Source organism: Microbacterium lacusdiani, assembly GCF_054779895.1.
Genome location: NZ_BAAGXJ010000024.1, coordinates 1 through 16,690, shown reverse-complemented (window position 1 = coordinate 16,690; position 16,690 = coordinate 1). Strand labels below are relative to the sequence as shown.

The 16,690-nt window shown below is 72.1% G+C and carries 16 protein-coding genes; 6 read left to right on the top strand and 10 right to left on the bottom strand.

The genetic code is table 11. The features are described 5' to 3' along the window. Window positions 1-269 precede the first annotated feature (269 nt). Window positions 270-1,447 (top strand): IS3 family transposase gene (locus tag ACYVGN_RS11425; RefSeq protein WP_460790876.1). Its coding sequence is split into 2 segments (ribosomal slippage): window positions 270-536 and window positions 539-1,447, totalling 1,176 coding nucleotides; the frame shifts between segments, so codons are not numbered across the junction. 373 nt (window positions 1,448-1,820) lie between these two features. Here the strand turns inward: ACYVGN_RS11425 and ACYVGN_RS11420 are convergent. The 4 genes from ACYVGN_RS11420 to ACYVGN_RS11405 all read right to left on the bottom strand — a co-directional run bounded on the left by ACYVGN_RS11420 (window position 1,821) and on the right by ACYVGN_RS11405 (window position 6,186). After that, window positions 1,821-2,177 (bottom strand): hypothetical protein, encoded by a 357-nt coding sequence (locus tag ACYVGN_RS11420; protein ID WP_055988151.1) that lies wholly within the window; start codon window positions 2,175-2,177, stop codon window positions 1,821-1,823. Between the two features lie 212 nt (window positions 2,178-2,389). Then, entirely contained in the window at window positions 2,390-3,643 is a 1,254-nt protein-coding gene (locus ACYVGN_RS11415) for an ammonium transporter (RefSeq protein ID WP_460790874.1), read from the bottom strand. Window positions 3,644-3,680: 37 nt separating this feature from the next. Beyond that, on the bottom strand, window positions 3,681-4,232 hold the full coding sequence (locus ACYVGN_RS11410) for a hypothetical protein (protein WP_460790872.1): 552 nt from the start codon (window positions 4,230-4,232) through the stop codon (window positions 3,681-3,683). Between the two features lie 4 nt (window positions 4,233-4,236). Continuing rightward, window positions 4,237-6,186 (bottom strand): primary-amine oxidase, encoded by a 1,950-nt coding sequence (locus tag ACYVGN_RS11405; protein ID WP_460790871.1) that lies wholly within the window; start codon window positions 6,184-6,186, stop codon window positions 4,237-4,239. A 243-nt stretch (window positions 6,187-6,429) separates the two neighbouring features. On the opposite strand from ACYVGN_RS11405, the gene ACYVGN_RS11400 reads away from it, so the two are divergent. From ACYVGN_RS11400 to ACYVGN_RS11390, 3 genes are read left to right on the top strand one after another with little or no spacing between them, the layout of a single operon-like run. Then, a complete protein-coding gene (locus ACYVGN_RS11400) occupies window positions 6,430-6,765 on the top strand; it encodes a hypothetical protein (protein ID WP_460790869.1) in 336 nt (111 codons plus the stop codon). A gap of 11 nt (window positions 6,766-6,776) precedes the next feature. Further along, window positions 6,777-7,874 (top strand): APC family permease, encoded by a 1,098-nt coding sequence (locus ACYVGN_RS11395; protein WP_460790868.1) that lies wholly within the window; start codon window positions 6,777-6,779, stop codon window positions 7,872-7,874. Window position 7,875: 1 nt separating this feature from the next. Beyond that, a complete protein-coding gene (locus ACYVGN_RS11390; protein WP_460790866.1) occupies window positions 7,876-8,607 on the top strand; it encodes an IclR family transcriptional regulator in 732 nt (243 codons plus the stop codon). 9 nt (window positions 8,608-8,616) lie between these two features. Here ACYVGN_RS11390 and ACYVGN_RS11385 read toward each other — a convergent pair whose 3' ends face one another. Beyond that, entirely contained in the window at window positions 8,617-9,774 is a 1,158-nt protein-coding gene (locus tag ACYVGN_RS11385; RefSeq protein ID WP_460790865.1) for a glycosyltransferase, read from the bottom strand. Window positions 9,775-9,888: 114 nt separating this feature from the next. On the opposite strand from ACYVGN_RS11385, the gene ACYVGN_RS11380 reads away from it, so the two are divergent. Beyond that, window positions 9,889-10,158, top strand: coding sequence for a glutaredoxin family protein (locus ACYVGN_RS11380; RefSeq protein ID WP_055988138.1), 270 nt, complete (start codon window positions 9,889-9,891; stop codon window positions 10,156-10,158). Between the two features lie 19 nt (window positions 10,159-10,177). Here the strand turns inward: ACYVGN_RS11380 and ypfJ are convergent, their stop codons facing one another. After that, window positions 10,178-11,056, bottom strand: a complete 879-nt coding sequence (gene ypfJ, locus ACYVGN_RS11375) for a KPN_02809 family neutral zinc metallopeptidase (protein ID WP_134745549.1) — start codon at window positions 11,054-11,056, stop codon at window positions 10,178-10,180. A 74-nt stretch (window positions 11,057-11,130) separates the two neighbouring features. On the opposite strand from ypfJ, the gene ACYVGN_RS11370 reads away from it, so the two are divergent. After that, window positions 11,131-11,592, top strand: coding sequence for a recombinase family protein (locus ACYVGN_RS11370; RefSeq protein WP_134745550.1), 462 nt, complete (start codon window positions 11,131-11,133; stop codon window positions 11,590-11,592). A gap of 30 nt (window positions 11,593-11,622) precedes the next feature. On the opposite strand, the gene ACYVGN_RS11365 is transcribed toward ACYVGN_RS11370, so the two are convergent. From ACYVGN_RS11365 to ACYVGN_RS11350, 4 genes are all read right to left on the bottom strand, one after another. Beyond that, window positions 11,623-13,209 (bottom strand): serine/threonine-protein kinase, encoded by a 1,587-nt coding sequence (locus ACYVGN_RS11365; RefSeq protein ID WP_460790862.1) that lies wholly within the window; start codon window positions 13,207-13,209, stop codon window positions 11,623-11,625. Then, window positions 13,206-14,651 carry an FHA domain-containing protein gene (locus ACYVGN_RS11360; RefSeq protein WP_460790861.1) on the bottom strand — a complete coding sequence of 482 codons (1,446 nt, stop codon included), beginning with the start codon at window positions 14,649-14,651 and terminating at the stop codon, window positions 13,206-13,208. Before ACYVGN_RS11360 ends, ACYVGN_RS11365 begins: the two co-directional genes overlap by 4 nt. Further along, window positions 14,651-15,481 (bottom strand): PP2C family protein-serine/threonine phosphatase, encoded by an 831-nt coding sequence (locus ACYVGN_RS11355; RefSeq protein WP_460790859.1) that lies wholly within the window; start codon window positions 15,479-15,481, stop codon window positions 14,651-14,653. Before ACYVGN_RS11355 ends, ACYVGN_RS11360 begins: the two co-directional genes overlap by 1 nt. After that, window positions 15,478-16,690, bottom strand: a 1,213-nt coding sequence (locus ACYVGN_RS11350; protein WP_460790857.1) for an RDD family protein, incomplete at its 5' end; no start/stop codon positions are given. The genes ACYVGN_RS11355 and ACYVGN_RS11350, both read right to left, overlap by 4 nt.

The window sequence follows — 16,690 nt, the reverse complement described above, 5'->3', positions numbered from 1 at the left end:
CTGAGGCGATCAATGGACGTCTCGAGCACCTGCGCGGCTCCGCACTCGGCTTCCGCAGCCTCACCAACTACATCACCAGATCCCTGCTCGAGACCGGCGGGTTCAGACCAGCGCTACACGCTCAAATGCGATGAGCCACTTGTTGCGCAGCGCCGAAGTCCGCTGCGTCGTCACCTGCGTATCCGTCTGCGTGCTCGTCAGGGCGTGAAGCAGGAAACGGTGACAACTGATCGTTAGTGCCGGGAGGCGCTGGCGGGGAGGATGTCATCATGCCCGGTCCCTATCCCAGAGAGTTCCGCGAGGACGTCGTCGCTGTCGCTCGTAGCCGTGAGAGCGGCGTCACCATCAAGCAGATTGCGACCGACTTCGGTATCAGCGAGGCGACGTTGCAGAACTGGCTCCGTCAAGCTGATGTCGAGGAAGGCAACCGTCCCGGTCAGACCGCGGTGGACGCTGCCGAGGCTCGTGAACTGAAGAAGCGGGTCCGCCTCCTCGAACAGGAGAACGAGGTCCTCCGGCGAGCGGCGGCGTATCTGTCGCAGGCGAACCTGAAACTCGGTGGCTCCCCAAAATGACGTACCCGCTCGTGTCTGAGCTCGCCGACGCGGGGATCCCCGTGACGGTGTCGTGCCGGGTCCTCAAGCTCGCCCGTCAGCCCTACTACCGGTGGCGAAACGACCCCGTCAGGGATGCCGACGTGCTCCGTGCGTATCGGATCAACGCGCTGCATGACGCGCATCACGACGACCCGACGTTCGGATACCGATACCTCGCCGACGAAGCCCGCCGGGCGGGGTGGCGGATGAGCAGGCGCACGGCGTGGAAGCTGTGCTCGCAGGCCGGGATTCTCTCGTCCGCGCAGCGCCGGCGGCGCGGGAAGGGCAAGAAGCCCGGCCCTCCGGTGTTCGACGATCACGTGCAGCGGGTGTTCCGTGCGGACGCACCGAACCGGCTCTGGCTCACCGACATCACGGAGCATTGGACGAGCGAAGGCAAGCTTTACTGCTGCGCGATCAAGGACGTGTTCTCGAACCGCATCGTCGGCTACTCGATCAGCGACCGGATGACCGCGAAGCTCGCCGTCGACGCCGTCCGAAACGCCGTCGCCCGCCGCGGTGAGGTCGCCGGCTGCATCCTGCACGCCGATAGGGGCAGCCAGTTTCGCAGCCGCGCGATGGTCCGCGAGTTACGCCGTCACGACATGGTCGGATCGATGGGACGAGTCGGCGCCGCCGGCGACAACGCGGCCATGGAGAGCTTCTGGTCCCTGCTTCAAACGAACGTTCTCAACCAGCAGCGGTGGGCCACCCGGCAGGAACTGCGCCTCGCGATCGTCGTCTGGATCGAGCGGAAGTATCACCGCCAACGAGCACAGGACACCCTCGGCGGGTTGACGCCGATCGAGTTCGAAGCCAAGCTAACCGAGCCGCAATCCCTCGCGGCCTAAACCGAACCTGTCACCGTTTCCTGCTTCACGCCCTAAAATCTCCGGTCGTGTGCCAGTCCAGTGCCGCGAGCCCGCCTGAACGAACCACATCCAAAACGGGACCAACGATGACAACACCCGCGAAATCACGCGGGCACTGAGCATCAACGATGCACCCACCGACCCGCAGAATCCACCTGAAAATCGTGAGGGCACGGGATCGACGCCCGTCGAGGCCACCACCTGAACCCCCGGTTCACCGGGGGTTCAGTGTCTCCGGGCCGGCTGGCGAGGCACGGTCACGCAGGCACGCGGAGGGGGTGCGGCTCCTGCACCACAGCCGTGCACCGTCCGGACGGTGCGCGGGGACGCGCCTCGTTGATGACGATCCGGATCAGACGTAAGCGTCGAACCGCTGGATCAGCAGGTCGGCGGCGCTCCCGATCCCGGCGATCGCCCAGGCTGTGATGACGACGGCGATGATCGCGGCCCATGCGATGTCGCCTTTCGGCGCACGAGAGACGACTCGTGCGACGAAGAGGCAGACGACCGTGACGATCGCGATCGTGCACCCCGCGACCGAGGCGAACGCCATACGCACGATGCCCTCGGCGTCCGGGCCGGTCCAGCTGTTGAACGCAAGACCGAGCGCTGCCGGCACCAGGACCACTCCCGTGACGAGCAGGAGCGGTGCGATCCACCACCGCTCACGCGTGGCGGGGATCTTCTGCGGCGCCTCGAGGTTCGTCATGGCGCGACTGTATCGGGTGGCATGCCCGCCGGGCGAGGGCTACGATCTGCGCCCGCTCACAGGCTCACCCGGCCGGGCGCAGGCTCATCAGCCCCCGGGACGCGACCTGCGTCATATCCAGCCTGTGACCGGCTAGGCGCGCGCCCACGAAGCCGCGCGGAAAAGCAGACGGAGGGGCTGCGGCTCCCTGCACAGCAGCCCCTCCGCCCGTCTCAGTCGGCGATGGCGTACGCCTTCTCGCCGTGGACCGTGAGGTCGATGCCGGCCAGCTCGTCCTCGTTCTTCACGCGGAAGCCGATCGTCTTCTCGATCGCGAAGCCGATCACGAGCGTGATCAGGAACGAGTAGGCCGCGACCGAGAGGGAGCCGACGACCTGCACGATCAGCTGCTCGAAGCCGCCGCCGTAGATCATGCCGGTGCCGTTCGCGAAGAACCCGAGGAACCAGCAGCCCAGCAGGCCGCCGACGCCGTGCAGCGCGACGACGTCGAGCGAGTCGTCGAACCCGAGCAGGTACTTGAGCTCCACGGCGAGGCAGCACAGCACGCCCGCCAGAAGGCCCAGCACGATCGACCAGCCGGGCGTGAGCGAGTAGCAGGCCGGGGTGATCGCGACGAGGCCGGCGATCGCGCCCGATCCGGCGCCGATCGAGGTGGCCTTCTTCTCCTTGAGCTTCTCGACCACGATCCAGCCGAGGATGCCCGCCGAGGCCGCGACGAACGTGTTGAGGACGATCGTGCCGAGGCCGTCGAAGCCGACCGTCGCGGCGGCACCGGCGTTGAAGCCGAACCAGCCGGTCACCAGGATGGCGACGCCGATCAGTGCGAGCGGCACGTTGTGCGGCTCGTGCACGCCCTTCGCGAAGCCGACGCGCTTGCCCAGCACGATCGCCAGCGCGAGCGCCGCCGCGGCCGAGTTGATGTGCACTGCGGTGCCGCCGGCGTAGTCGATCGTCGTGGTCGAGAAGCCGAACGTGCTGCCCAGCGCGTAGATCCACCCGGTCGGCGTGCCCTCGGCGTCGAAGCCCCAGACCCATCCCTGCACCGGGAAGTAGTTGAGGGTCGCCCACAGCGCGGCGAACAGCATCCAGGGACCGAAGCGGGCGCGGTCGGCGATCGCGCCCGAGATCAGGGCCGTGGTGGCGATCGCGAAGGTCGCGCCGTAGAACGTCGCCAGCAGCGTGCCGTTGTCCCCGGACGCGGCCATCGCAGCGAGGCCGAAGTCGGAGAACGGGTTGCCGAGCACGCCGGGGATGAGGTTGCCCTCGCCCGGACTGACCGTGCCCATGTTGAAGCCGTACAGCACCCAGAGCACGCCGACGACGCCCATCGCGCCGAAGCTCATCATGAGCATGCTGACGACCGACTTGGCCTTGACCATGCCGCCGTAGAAGAAGGCGATGCCGGGGGTCATGAAGAGAACGATGGCGCCGGCGACGAGATACCAGGCGAGGTGACCGCTGTCCATGTGTGGGGATTCCTCTCGATTCGGGTGGGGAGATGGATCAGATCAGGGCGACGGCCGCCATGACCGCGAGCATGAGGGCCATGCTCGCGGCCTCGACGATCGCCGATCGTGGGGGGCCGGCGGCATGCGCACCGTCGGATGCACGCAGCATCCGGCGGATCAGCAGCGCCGTGCCGAGCGCATAGGCGGCGGCCGCCGCGATGGCGAGCGCGACGACCGCAGCGGCTGTGCCGCCGTGCGCGGCATGGCCGGCTGCGGCGCCGCCGTGGCCCAGGAGCATGGCGAGCATCGCGATCGCCATCGCGACGGCGCCCAGCAGCCGGTGCCACCACATCGCCGCCTGGCCGGGCAGCGCTCCGCCGGTCCGGACGGACCGCAGCACAGCGGACGTCAGGGCGGCCGCCGCCAGCAGCGCCGCGATGCCGAGCAGAGAGCTCGTCGTTCCGGGCGCGAGCGCGACGGCGAGCATCGCGCCGAGCATCAGAGCGGCGACCGAGACCGCCGCCGCCCGGGCGCGGCGCTCGCCGACCGTGCAGCACGCCGCGACCGTGGCGGGCACGACGGCCGCGGCGTGCAGGAGCTCCGGCATGACCTCAGTGGCAGTGCGGGTGCTCGGGAGCCGCGGACTCGTGCTGCGGCGCGGACGTCGCGCACGCGCCGGACTCCGTCGGCAGGTTCAGCGTCGGGTTCTCGTCGAAGAAGCCGTACGGCTCGATGAAGAAGCCGGTCACCTGCTTCGGCATCACGGGCCAGTCCTCGATACGGACGACGTGGTTGAGGCCGAACGAGTGCCACATCACCAGGTCCTCGTTCACGATCGACTCGTCCGCCTCGATGTACTCGGGCAGGCCGCCGAAGCCGGTGGACTGGTTCGGGTACTCGCCGGCCGGGTAGCGCTCACCCTCCTCGAACTTCGACACCCAGATCGTGTTGGTCGAGAACTGGGCGCGCTTGGTGACCCAGTTGTCCGGATTCTTCTTCATCAGCACCGGGTTGGTCGGCATCAGGCGGTACGCCGTCTTCTCGCCGACCTTGTTCGTGCGCGACTCGCTCTCGACGTACCACCAGCGGTGCGCGAGCGGGTCGGCCGGGCGGGCCGCGGCCTTCTCGGTCTCGAGCAGCGTGCGCTTGGCGTAGAACGGGCTCGTCACCGGGTCGTCCGTCTCCTCGGCGACGGTCTCGACCTCGTAGACCGAGTTGCTGTCGCCGTCGACGGCCCAGTCCAGGCGCGCCGCGAAGATGTGCTCGTGGATCGGCGCGTACAGGCCGTCCTTGTTCAGCAGCTGGCCGTAGCGGGTCATCTCGCCGGGCGCGATGCCCGCCGTGGACAGGATGCCGGTCGCCTTGATCTCGAACTGGATCGTGCCGTCGAGGTGCAGGTACCAGTAGAACGCGTACTCGTAGTTCGCGACCGTGACCACGAACGAGATCACGAGGCGGCGGCTGCGGCGCGTCTGGGCGTCGTTCGTGCGGAAGTCCCAGTGCTTCCAGAGCAGCCCGTCGTCCTCCTCGTGCAGGCAGATCGCGTTCTGGATCGTGTACGGCTTGCCGACCGAGTTCACGAGCGTCGCGTCGAAGTACTGGATGTCGCCGAGGCAGTCGCAGCCGAGCTGCAGCGAGTTGGTCATGTAGCCGAAGTTGTACTCGCCCGCATCGAACGCGTTCTTCAGCTGCTGCGAGCGCCCGGGCGCACCGTAGGGGACGACCATCTCGGTCAGGCTCGCGCGGTGCAGGATCGGACGCAGCTCGCCCTTGTCGCGGAAGCCGACCCGGTGCAGCACGAGCCCCTCGCGCGGCGTGAACCCGATGTCGAACGACCAGTCGAGCCACTCGATGTGGTTGCCGTCGACCGTGAAGTTGCGCCCCTCGGGGAACGAGATCTCGATCGGCTTGATGTCCGTGCGGGCCGGGCCCACGAAGTCGGGATGGTAGTTGTTCTTCTCCCGCGGCACGTGCAGGAAGCCGTCGTCCTCGATCCCGATGACCTCCTGCGTGTTGAGGTCGACGAGCACCGTGAAGTCCTCCATCGGGTGCGCGTACGGGTTGTCGTTGGGCTCGAGCCGCGTGTACATGAGCGCGCGCATGATGCGCTTGCCGGCCTGGTCCTCGCCCCAGTAGCCGATCGACCAGGGCTCGGCGCAGACCAGCGACAGGTCGGTGATGCCGCGCTTGGCCAGCGCCTCCGCCACCAGAGGCGACGCGACGATCGCGGCCTCGCACTCGGCGAACTCGTCCATCATGATCGGCGGCTGCGTGCCGGCGGGCAGCTCGGTCCAGGACGTGACGGCCGACGCGGCCAGGTCGACCACGGCCTCATAGGCGAGACCGGTCGCGCGGTCGATCAGGACGGCCTCGGCCTCGCGCGTGGTGTCGCCGGAGCGCAGAGCGGCCTTGCTCGGCTCCTTGAGCGAGACGCTGCTGAACCGGAACGACTCCGCCGCGGCGGGACCGTCCTTCAGGAGCGCGACCGCCGTGGTCAGCTCGTCCCGCGTCAGGGGAGCCAGCGGCGCCAGCGCGATCGACGTGTCTTCTGTGATGCTCATCGGTGTGTTCCTCTCCGAGACCGCACGGATGGGGAAGGTAGTGCGGGTGCTCGATGATCCCGAGGCGCCGTTTCACGGCGATGGCCTCCGACGCCCTCCGTCGTAACTCGTCGTGAGAAAGCCCGACGCGGGCCTTCTCAGCACGGTTTACGCGTCCGAAACACGGGCGTCGCCGGACCACGCGCGCGCGGTGTGACAATCGCGGTGCCCGGCACTGCGCTCGCCGGGCGGGAAGGAGCCGCCGTGGCGACGATGCAGGTCGCGCGCATCGCCTCGCGCTCCCCCGTGCGGGGGCTCCGGAGGCGCCGGCTGCCGTTCGCGGATGTGCTCGCGCAGGCGGTCGCGGCCGTGGCGCCTGCCGGCGTGATGTCGACGATCCCCGCTCTCGTCCTGCGCGCGACGGGCGTGAACCTGCTCCTCGCCTTCTCGCTGGCTCTCGGGGTCGTCCTGCTGGTGGCCGCGTGCGTGCGCCCGATGACGCAGCGGATGTCGTCGGTCAGCGGCCTGTACGCCTACATCGCGAAGGGGCTGGGCCCGGTCCCGGCCGTGCTGGGCGGGTGGTCGGCGGTGTTCGGCTAGCGCTGATCGGCATGACCGGGGTGTTCGCGGTCGGCGTCTACACGGGTCGCGCGCTGCGGACAGTCGGCTGGGCCGCTCCCGACCACGTGGTCGCGGCCCTGACGATGCTCGGCGCGGCCGCCGTCATGGCGGCGCTCATGATCCGCGGCGTGCGCGTGGCCGCGCGCGTGGTGCTGGTCGTCGAGTGCGTGGCGATCGGATTCCTGCTCGCTCTCATGTGGTGGTACCTGGCGACCGAGGGCGTGCCCGCGGTCTCGCCGGCGCCGGCCTCCGCCGCCGATCCTCGGCAGCTGGCCGTCGCGGTGATCCTCAGCATCGGCGCGTTCGTGGGCTTCGAGAGCGCGAGCACGCTCGGAGGCGAGGCGCGGCGCCCGCTCGCGACCGTGCCCCGCGCGATCCGATGGACGCCGCTCGCGACGGGCGCGCTGTACCTCGTGGCCGTCGCGTTCCAGGAGTACGTGCTGCGGCCGCGCCGCGGACCCGAGGACCAGGGCGCGCTGGTCGAGCTGCTGGCCACCTCGCCGTCGGTCGCGTTCGCGATCGACGTGTGCATCGCGACCTCGTTCTTCGCGTGCGCGCTCGCCTCGCTCACCGCCCTCGCGCGCGTGCTGTTCTGCATGGGCCGCGAGGGCGTGCTGCCCAGCCGGCTCGGCGCCGCCCACGTGAAGCGCCGCACGCCGCACGTCGCGATCCTGCTGGCGATGCCCCCGGTCGCGGCCGTGCCGGCCGCCCTCGCGCTCGCGGGCGTGCCCGGCGGCCAGGCGCTGACCGACCTGATCCTGCTGAGCGGGTTCGGGTACCTGGGGTCCTACCTGCTCGCGTGCGCCGCGATGCCCCTCCTGCTGCACCGGATCGGCGAGGCGCGCCGCCGGTCCTGGGCGCTCGCGGCCGTGGCCGTGACGACGCTCGCCGTCGTGGTGGTCGGCGCGACCGCGCTGCAGCTGGCGTGGGCGCCGCACCTGCCTGCGCTGTACGGCGCGGTCATGCTCGGCGCGGTCGCGCACGTGCTGTGGCTGCGCCGCCGGCGACCATGGGCGCTCGCGCGAGTCGGCGTGTACGACGAGACCGTGCCGGGCGACCTGCTGGATCCACGACCGGCCGGGGCGTGACATGAACGCGCCCGCCGCCCGCACTCCGACCGCCAACGCCATGGCGGTGGTGCGGGCGGTCGCCCTCCTGGGATTCGGCGCGACGGCCCGCGAGGTGTGCGCGTACCTGCGGATGCCGCCGGCCTCGGTCTACCGCATCCTGAACGGCCTGGTGGGTGACGAGTACCTCGTCCGCACGGGCGATCTGCACGGGTTCGGGCTGGGACGCGCCGCCGCCGAGCTCGTGCAGACCATCGCGCCTCCCGTGGTCACCACCGCCGCCCGCGACGCGATCGACGCCTTCCGCGTGCGCGTGCGCTTCGGCGTCCACGTGCTGGAGTTCCGCGACCTGTCCCTGCTGGTGGCAGACGAGGACGCGGATCATCCGATCCAGGCGCGCGTGGAGCTGACCCGCGCGCTGCACGCGTCGGCCCCGGGGAAGCTGCTGCTCGCGCAGACGCCGGACTGGCGCACCCGCCGCGCGGGGGCCCTCACGCAGCTCACACCCGGCACGATCACCGATCCCGACGCGCTCGAACGCGAGCTGGCCGGCATCCGCGCCGCGGGCATGGCGACCGACGTGGGCGAGCTCGTCGCGGGGCGGGCGTGCCTGGCGGTGCCGATCGGCGGCGACCGGGAGCGGGCCCACGGGGCGCTGTGCGTCACGGGACCCGCCGAGCGGGCGGACGTCCTGACGGGCCTCGCAGACGAGGCTCGTGCTGTCGCGCGCGCCCTCGCCCCGCTGCTGTACTGACCCGGCGCCTCAGAGCTCGCCGGGGCGCATCGCCTCTTCGTCGATCATGCGGATGATGCGCTGGCCGGCCGTCTCGGTACCGGGCTCGCGCTGCTTGCGCGGCGCGTAGACGACCAGCGAGTGGAACACGAAGCGGCCGACGAACGCGAGCGCCAGCGTGATCGCGGTGGCCAGCACGCTCGAGATGTGCCAGGTCTCGACCATGAGGGCGAGCACCGGGATCCGGATGGCCGCCTCGGCGTTGTTGAACGTGAACGACGCCAGGAAGCGGCGCGTGAGGCCGGCGGCGCGGCCGCGCATGTCCGCGAAGACGAAGCGCTCGGCGAGCAGGAAGTTGCCGATGATGGTGGCCTCGGCAGCGATGATCGCGGCCCAGATGTAGCCCATGCCGAGCGAGGTCAGCAGCCACACGATCGCGATGTTCGCGACCGCGCCCGTGGCGCCGATCAGCGCGAACAGCGACATCTTGCCGAAGCGCAGCCGCGCGAGGTGCACGAGGAACGTGATGCCCTGTCGCAGGCTCGCCTTGGACTCGCCCTCGACCCGCTGGTGGAAGCGCATCGGCACCTCGGCCGTGCGCAGGTCGCCGCGCACCAGCAGCTCGAGCAGGATCTTGAAGCCGCTGGGCCGCAGCGCCTCGAGGTCGACGCGCGAGCGGTCGACCAGGAAGAAGCCCGTCATGGGGTCGCTCGTGCCGTGCAGCCGGAGCGGGAACATCGCCTTGGTCAGCAGGGTCGCGGCCCGCGAGACGCCGAACCGCAGCGTCGTGCCGAGCCCGGTCGAGTCGCCGCCGCCGATGTAGCGCGAGGCCACCACCACGTCGGCGTCGCCGCGCGCGTGCCGGTCGACCAGGGCGGGCACGAGGGCGGGCGGATGCTGCAGGTCGCCGTCCATCACGACGCACACGTCCGCGGCGGCCGCCTTCATGCCGGCCACGACGGCACCGCCGAGCCCGCCGGCGCGCTGCCCCGCCGCGCGGTGGATGAACCGCACCGGGAGGGGCGCATCCTGCGCGACGCGCTCGATCTCGGCGGTCGTGCCGTCCTCGCTGTCGTCCACGAACAGGATCTCGGCCCGGCGTCCGGCGAGGGCGTCGCCGAGCTGCCGCACCATCTCCGCGACGTTCCCGCGCTCGTTGCGCGTGGGGACGATGACGGTGACGTCCACGCCGGCCCTCTCGTGTGTGCCTCCCCCGCGGCGCGCGGGCTGTCTCCATCGTGTCATGCCCGCGGATGCCGGCCGCCCGGAGCCTGCTGTGCATCACGGCCGTAGGCTGGATGCATGACCTCGCAGGACGCCCCCGCCCCCGGCATCACGATGTTCGGCGCCGAGTGGTGCCGCGACTGCCGCCGCACGAAGGCGCAGCTCGACGGCCTCGGCATCGACTACACCTACATCGACCTGGAAGCCGACCCGGCCGCCGCCGAGGTCGCGAAGGACATCTCGGGCCGCACGAACATCCCCGTCGTGGTCTACCCCGACGCCTCGCACCACGTCGAGCCGAGCAACGCCGACGTCGAGGCGAAGCTGCGCGAGCTGAACCTCATCTGACGCCTGCGCGACGCGCCCGTCAGAGCTGGTCGCCCGCGACCGCGAACGTGTCGCAGGCACGCACGCCGCCCTCGCGGCCCGTGTCGAACCACCGCTGGCGCTGCTCGCTCGAGCCGTGCGTCCAGCTCTCCGGGTTGACCTGGCCGCCCGACTCCCGCTGGATGTGGTCGTCGCCGACGGTCGCGGCGGCGTTCAGCGCATCCGCGATCTGCTCCGGAGTCGGCTCCTTCAGGTAGGGGTCGCCATCCGCATCCACCTGCTTGGTCATCGCCGCCACCCAGGCGCCCGCGAAGCAGTCGGCCTGCAGCTCGGTGCGCACGCCGTTGCTGTCCGGGCCGCTGCCGTTGTTCGGGTACTGCTGGAACACCCCGATCAGGTTCTGCACGTGGTGGCCGTACTCGTGGGCCAGCACGTAGAGCTGCGCGAGGGATCCGGCGGACGCGTCGAACCGCTCGCGCAGGAGCCCGAAGAACGTCGGGTCGATATAGACCGTCTCCTCGGGCGGGCAGTAGAAGGGCCCGGTGGCGTTGGACGCGGTGCCGCACTGGGACGACGTCGCCTGGTCGACGATGATGAGCTGCGGCTCGCGGTAGCCCTCGAGGTTCTCGGCCCAGAACTGGTCGATCGCCTCGGCGCCGAACACCATGCGGCAGGCGTCGTCCTCGTTCGCGTCGGCACCCGTCTGGCAGTCCTCGATGATCGCGCCGCCGCCCTGCTGCTGCGACTGACCGCCACCCGTGACGCCGAGCAGCCCCGTGAGGTCCTGCCCGGTGAAGAGGCTGAACAGCAGCACCGCGATGCCGATGACGCCCACGCCGCCGCCTCCGGCGATCGCCGCGGTGCGGCCACGGCGCCGGGCACGGGTGCTGCCGACATTCGCGTTCTCATTGAACGTCATGGCGACACGCTACTCGCCGGAGCGGCCGAGCAGGCACAATTGACATGGGCACGGGGATGGATTAGGAGGCCGGTATGGCGGACATCGCGCACGACGCACACGCGGAGGCCACCGACACGGCCCCGCTGCACCTGCCGCACGCCGCCGTGGAGTGCCCGAAGTGCTTCACCGAGCTGCAGCGCGACCGCGACTGGTGGCTCGCCCGGCCGGCCGGCTCGCGTCTCGTGGGGCTGGTCGTCGCCCGCGACGACATGCCGTCCGTGGTGCAGCAGCGGGAGGACCTGACCCGCTTCGGCGTGCCGATCGAGGGGTTCCGCCATCCCGCCCCCGACATCCTCGAGTCGTGGGAGCACCGTCTGAACCGCCTGTTCGACACGTTCAAGCCGGGCGACGTGCTCGTCGTGACGAACGTGCAGGCGCTGGGCCGCGACGTCGACGAGGGCACCCGCACGGTCTCGGCGCTGTCGCGCCGCGGCATCGTGGTCAAGGTGCTGTCGCACGGCGCGCGTCACCTGGACGCCGCGCCGACCGTCTGACGGGCCGGGCTCAGCCGCCGCCCGCGCGGATCACTCCGGCGCGCAGATCGTGACGGGCGCGTTCGAGAACGTGCCGTCCTCACGGACGAGCGTGACGTCGATGCAGACCTGACTCTGTCCCTCGGTCGGCATCGTCACGGTGGGGACGTCCGTCTGCTCGGGAGCGCCGGTGCCGTCGAGCGTCCGGCGCACCCACTGGTAGTAATCGCCCTCCTCGGGCTCGGGGTTCCGCCACGTGAAGACCGCGTTCTCTCCCTCGATGACCCCCTGCGCGTCCACGACCAGCGGCACGGCCTCGCCGCCTGTCGGATCCTGCGGGTCCGTGATGGACGACGACTCGGTCGGCGCCGGCTCCGGCGACAGGAAGGACTGGACCGTCGCCGCCGCGATGCCGACGAGCGCCAGCGCGACGATGGACGCCGCGACGATCCAGGGCCAGCGCCGCGGGCGCGCCTCCGGCTCGATCACGGTCTCGGGAGTGTGCGGCGCCGGCGCCGGCCACGGGGCGGCGGGCGTCGAGCCGGGCGCGGGCGGGCGCAGGATCGTGTGATCGTCGATGGGCGCGACCACGCGCGGTCCGCGCACGATGGTCGCGTCGTCTTCGAGCGCGGGCCCCGGCGCCGGCCGCGGTGCGACCGGGGCGGTCACGGCGGAGGGACGGGTGGCGGTCTCGATCGGCGCGATGTCCGTGATGCCGCGCACGCGGGTCATGCCGTCGTCGTCGTCCTCGGGGACGTCGTCGAGGGGGCTCTCCTCGAGGATGTCGATCGGCGTGACCGCGTGGGCGAGCTCGATCTGCACCTTCTGCAGCGCCCTCGCGAACGCGACGGCGCTCGGGTAGCGGTCCGCCGGATCCTTCGCCATCGCGCGCGCGAGCACGGCGTACAGCGACGAGGGCACATCCGGCCGGTCGATCGCCGGAAGCGGCAGGCGCTCGATGCGGCCGATCAGCTCGGCGCTGCCGTTGCGCTGGCCCGGCATCTCGTACGGCGAGCGCCCCGCGAGCAGGGTGTAGATCGTGGCGCCGAGCTGGTAGATGTCCGTGCGCGGGCCGCTCTGCGGCGGCGACGCGAACGCCTCGGGGGGCGACCACGGGATCGACATGCCCGTCGCCTCGACGTCGGCGTTCGAGGTCGACGCGATGCCGAAGTCGGTCAGCGCGGGGCGGTTGTACTCGGTGACCAGGATGTTCGCGGGCTTGATGTCGCGATGCAGCACGCCCGCCCGGTGGGCCGTCTCGACGGCCGCCGCGACCTGGATCCCGACGCGCAGCGCCTCCGCGGGCGAGAACGGCTCGCGCCGATAGCGCACCTGCAGGTTGGGCCGCGGGCAGTACTCCATGACGAGGTACGGCCGACCGTCGGTGGACACCCCCGCCTGGTAGATCGTGACGATCGCCGGATGCGTCGACAGCATCGCCATGACGTTCGCCTCGGCGGTGAACTGCGCGGCCGACGCGACGATGCGCTCGGGCAGCAGCACCTTGACGGCGACGCGGCGGCGCGGGAGCTCCTGCTCGTACAGGTACACGTCGGCGAAGCCGCCCGATCCGAGCAGCTCGAGGTGCGTGAAGCCCGGCAGCCGCGGCGGCGGCGCGGGCGGGCGTCGCTGCGTCACGGCAGGTCCTCGAACGCGATCGTCACGCCGTCGCCCAGATCCACGACGTCGCCCGTGACGACCAGGGTCTGCTCGCCGGGGTGCAGCCGCACGGGATCGTTGCCGCCGCGGAGCAGCGTGGTCCCGTTGGTCGTGTGGAGGTCGGTCACCACCACGGTCTCTCCGTCGGACACGATCTCGACGTGGTTGCGCGAGATGTCGTTCTGGGGGCTCTCGACCGCCACCAGGCGCGGCATGTCGGCCCCCGACGTGCGCGACGAGCGGGGGCGCCGGCCGACGATGACCGGACGGTCGAGCTCGAGCACCTCTCCGGTGGACAGGCGCGCCCGCCCGAACGACGGCGCCGGAGCGAACGGCGACGGCAGCGACGGGACGTCGAAGCGCGGCACGGGCGCCGGATCCAGGTGCGGCGGCACCGCGTCGATGGGGCCGTCGGCGATCGGCACCTCGGCCGTGGCCCCGGGGCCGCGCGGCACCTCGGGCAGCTCGCCGCGCTGCCGCAGCCTCGCGGCCTGCGCGGCCGAGATCGTCTCGCCGTCGTGGTCGCCGAGCGGCTGCGGCTCGGCCGGCTCCTCCGCGAGCTCGCCGTGCGCGTCCTGCGCCTCGTGCGCCTCGTGCGCCTCCTGCGCCCGCGCGCGGAGCCGCGCGAGCTGCGCGGCCGTGATGGTCTCGCCGTCGTGGTCGCCCAGCGTCTCGGCGTCGCGCAGGGTCTCCTGGGCGCCGAGCGTCTCGTCGCCGGGCTCCTCGCCCGACACGTCGTCCGCGGGTTCGGCCGGGCCCTCCTCGGGCCGCACGGCGAACGCGTCGAACGGCCGCGCCGGCGCCTCGCGCCTCGGCGGCTCCGCCGGAACGAGCCCGATCTCCTGAGGCAGCAGCGTCTCGGCGGACACCGCGCTCCCGTCGTCCGCCGCCACGACGTCGTCGGGCACGGGCGCATCCCGCGCATCGTCGCCGTGCGCGCGCGGCGCGACGCGCTCGGCACCGTCCTCCGGATCGGTCTCGAAGAACACGGCGCGGACGCCGCCCGCGAGCACGGCGCCCGACGCGATCGGCAGCTCCGACGCGATCGCAGGACGCTCGCCCGCCGGGCGGACGTGCACCGACAGGGCGTCCTCGATGAGGTTCAGGCTCCACGCGTCGGTGTCGCCGCCGGTCAGCTCGAGCGGGCCGTCCAGCGTCTCCGCCGTGATCCGCAGGTCGCCGCGCACGGCGGTGCGGACCGCGTCGTCCTCGAGCAGCGCGACCGCGAACGGAGGGAGTCCCGCGAGCCCCGTCCCGGACGCCTGGGACAGCGCATCGAGCACGGCGTTCACGCCGTCGCCGGCGTCCAGCCCCACCCACACGTCGTCGATGAGTTCCTGCGGCAGACCGCCGGGAAGCACGGCGATGCCGTCGTCCGCGACGATGGCGAGCATGCCGCCGGGCTCGTAGGTCACCCGCATCAGGCCATCCCTCCCACGGGCTCGCGCGGCAGCGTGTCCGAGTCGACGTCGACGTCGTCGTCGGCGTCCGCGCCGCCCTCCGGCGACGCGCCCCCGCGCCGGGCGACCGCCACGGCGTCCACGACCACGGCGGTGATGTTGTCGCGACCGCCGTGCAGCACGGCCTCCTGCACGAGGCGGGTGGCGGCGGCCTGCGGGTGCGACTCGACCGCCAGGATGGTCCGGATCCGCTCGGCGGGGAGCTCGCCGGGCAGCCCGTCGGAGCACACCAGGATGCGGTCGCCGCCCGCGGCGGGGATCATCCAGAAGTCCGCCTCGGCGTCGCTTCCCGCGCCGAGCGCCCGCGTGATCACGTTGCGGCGGCGGTCGCGCGCGGCGTCCTCGGCCGTGAGCTCGCCGCTGTCGATGAGCTCCTGCACGACGGAGTGGTCGACGCTGATCTGCTCGAGCCGCCCGCCGGCCAGGCGATAGGTGCGGGAGTCGCCCAGGTTCAGCGCGAGCCAGTAGCCCTCCCCGGCGACGTCGGCGATCACGACGCCCGTGAGGGTGGTTCCCGCCCCGGCGTCCGAGCCGACCGAGAGCCCGTCCACGCGCGCTCGGGCGCGCCCGAGCGCGCCGCGCACGTCGTCGATCGTGAGGCTCGCGCGCCCGGCGAAGGCCCGGAACTCGTCGATCGCGGTCGCCGAGGCGACCTCGCCGCGGTCGTGCCCGCCCATCCCGTCGGCGACGAGGAATACCGGCGACACGGCGAGGAACGAGTCCTCGTTGAGCGAGCGCCGCAGCCCCGGATCGGTGGCCGCGCCGCTCAGGGCGACGATGGGCTCGCTCATCCGGCGGCCTTGAGCGTAGCGATGCGGTCCCCGATCTCGAGCGCATCCTCGGCCTCGAGCGCGACGCGCTCGCCGGGCGTCGCGGGGATGCGCTCGCCGCCGCGCACGACCGTCACGCCGTTGGTCGAGTGACGGTCGACGACGAACACGCCCTCGCCGGTCACGTCGAGCTCGAAGTGGGTCTTCGACAGCGACAGCGTCTCGTCCCGGACCGCGACCGTCTCGACGCCCTCGTCGCCGGCGGGGTTGCGGCCGAACACCGCGCGGCCGGTGACGGTGTGGCGGGTGCCGTCGTCCCACTCCAGCACCGCGGACGGGGCGCGCGCGACGAGCCGGGTGTCCTCGACGTCGGGCTCGTCGCGGCGGACGAGGATGGTGTCGTCCTCGAGCTCGTCCACGGGAGCCGGTGCGGCGGCCGCCGCGGGCGCGGGAGGCGGGTCCTGCGTCACGCCCGGCACGAACGCGATGAGCCCCTCGGAGGGCGCCGCGGCCGACGGGCCGGCCGGCGCGGGAGGCGGCGTGGTCGTGAACAGCGACGACAGGTTGCCCGGGCTCGGGACGCCGCCGCGCGGCGGCAGCGGCGGGCGGGGCGGCAGGTCCGCGGGAGCGGCGGGCGCCGCCGGAGCGGGCGGGACGGGTGCGGCGGAGGCCGCCGGAACGCCCGGGAGCGGCGGGCGCGGGGCCGCGGCGGGGGCGGCCGGCGCGGCGGCGGGCGAGGTCGTGCGCGCGTCCTCGGCGTCGCGCATGAAGGCGTGCGCGACCTTGTCGTGCCATCCCTGCCGGCGTCCGCTGGAGTCGAAGAACACCGAGAAGAAGCCGACCACGATCGCGGTGGCCAGGCCCCAGATGACGTTGCGCAGCAGCGCGCCGCCGAAGCCGAGCGGCTGCCCGGTCTCGATGCGCACGAGCCGCAGCTTCATGAGCCTCATGCCGATCGAGCCGTGCCCGCCCTGCATGTACGTGTAGACGAGGAACCACCCGAGCAGCAGGACGATCGCGGCGGCGCCGACGATGAGGAGCGCGACGTACCCGAGCGCCTGCGCGAGCAGGTTCGCGACCACGCTCAGCACGAGCCACGCTGCCCCGACGATGGCGGCGTCGATCGCGTACGCGGCGGCGCGGCGCCCGATCGAGGCGGGAGCGCCCGGGGCCGCGATGGGCCCGCCCGCCGGCGCGGCCGGCCGGCCGGCGGGGTGCTGCGGCGCGGCG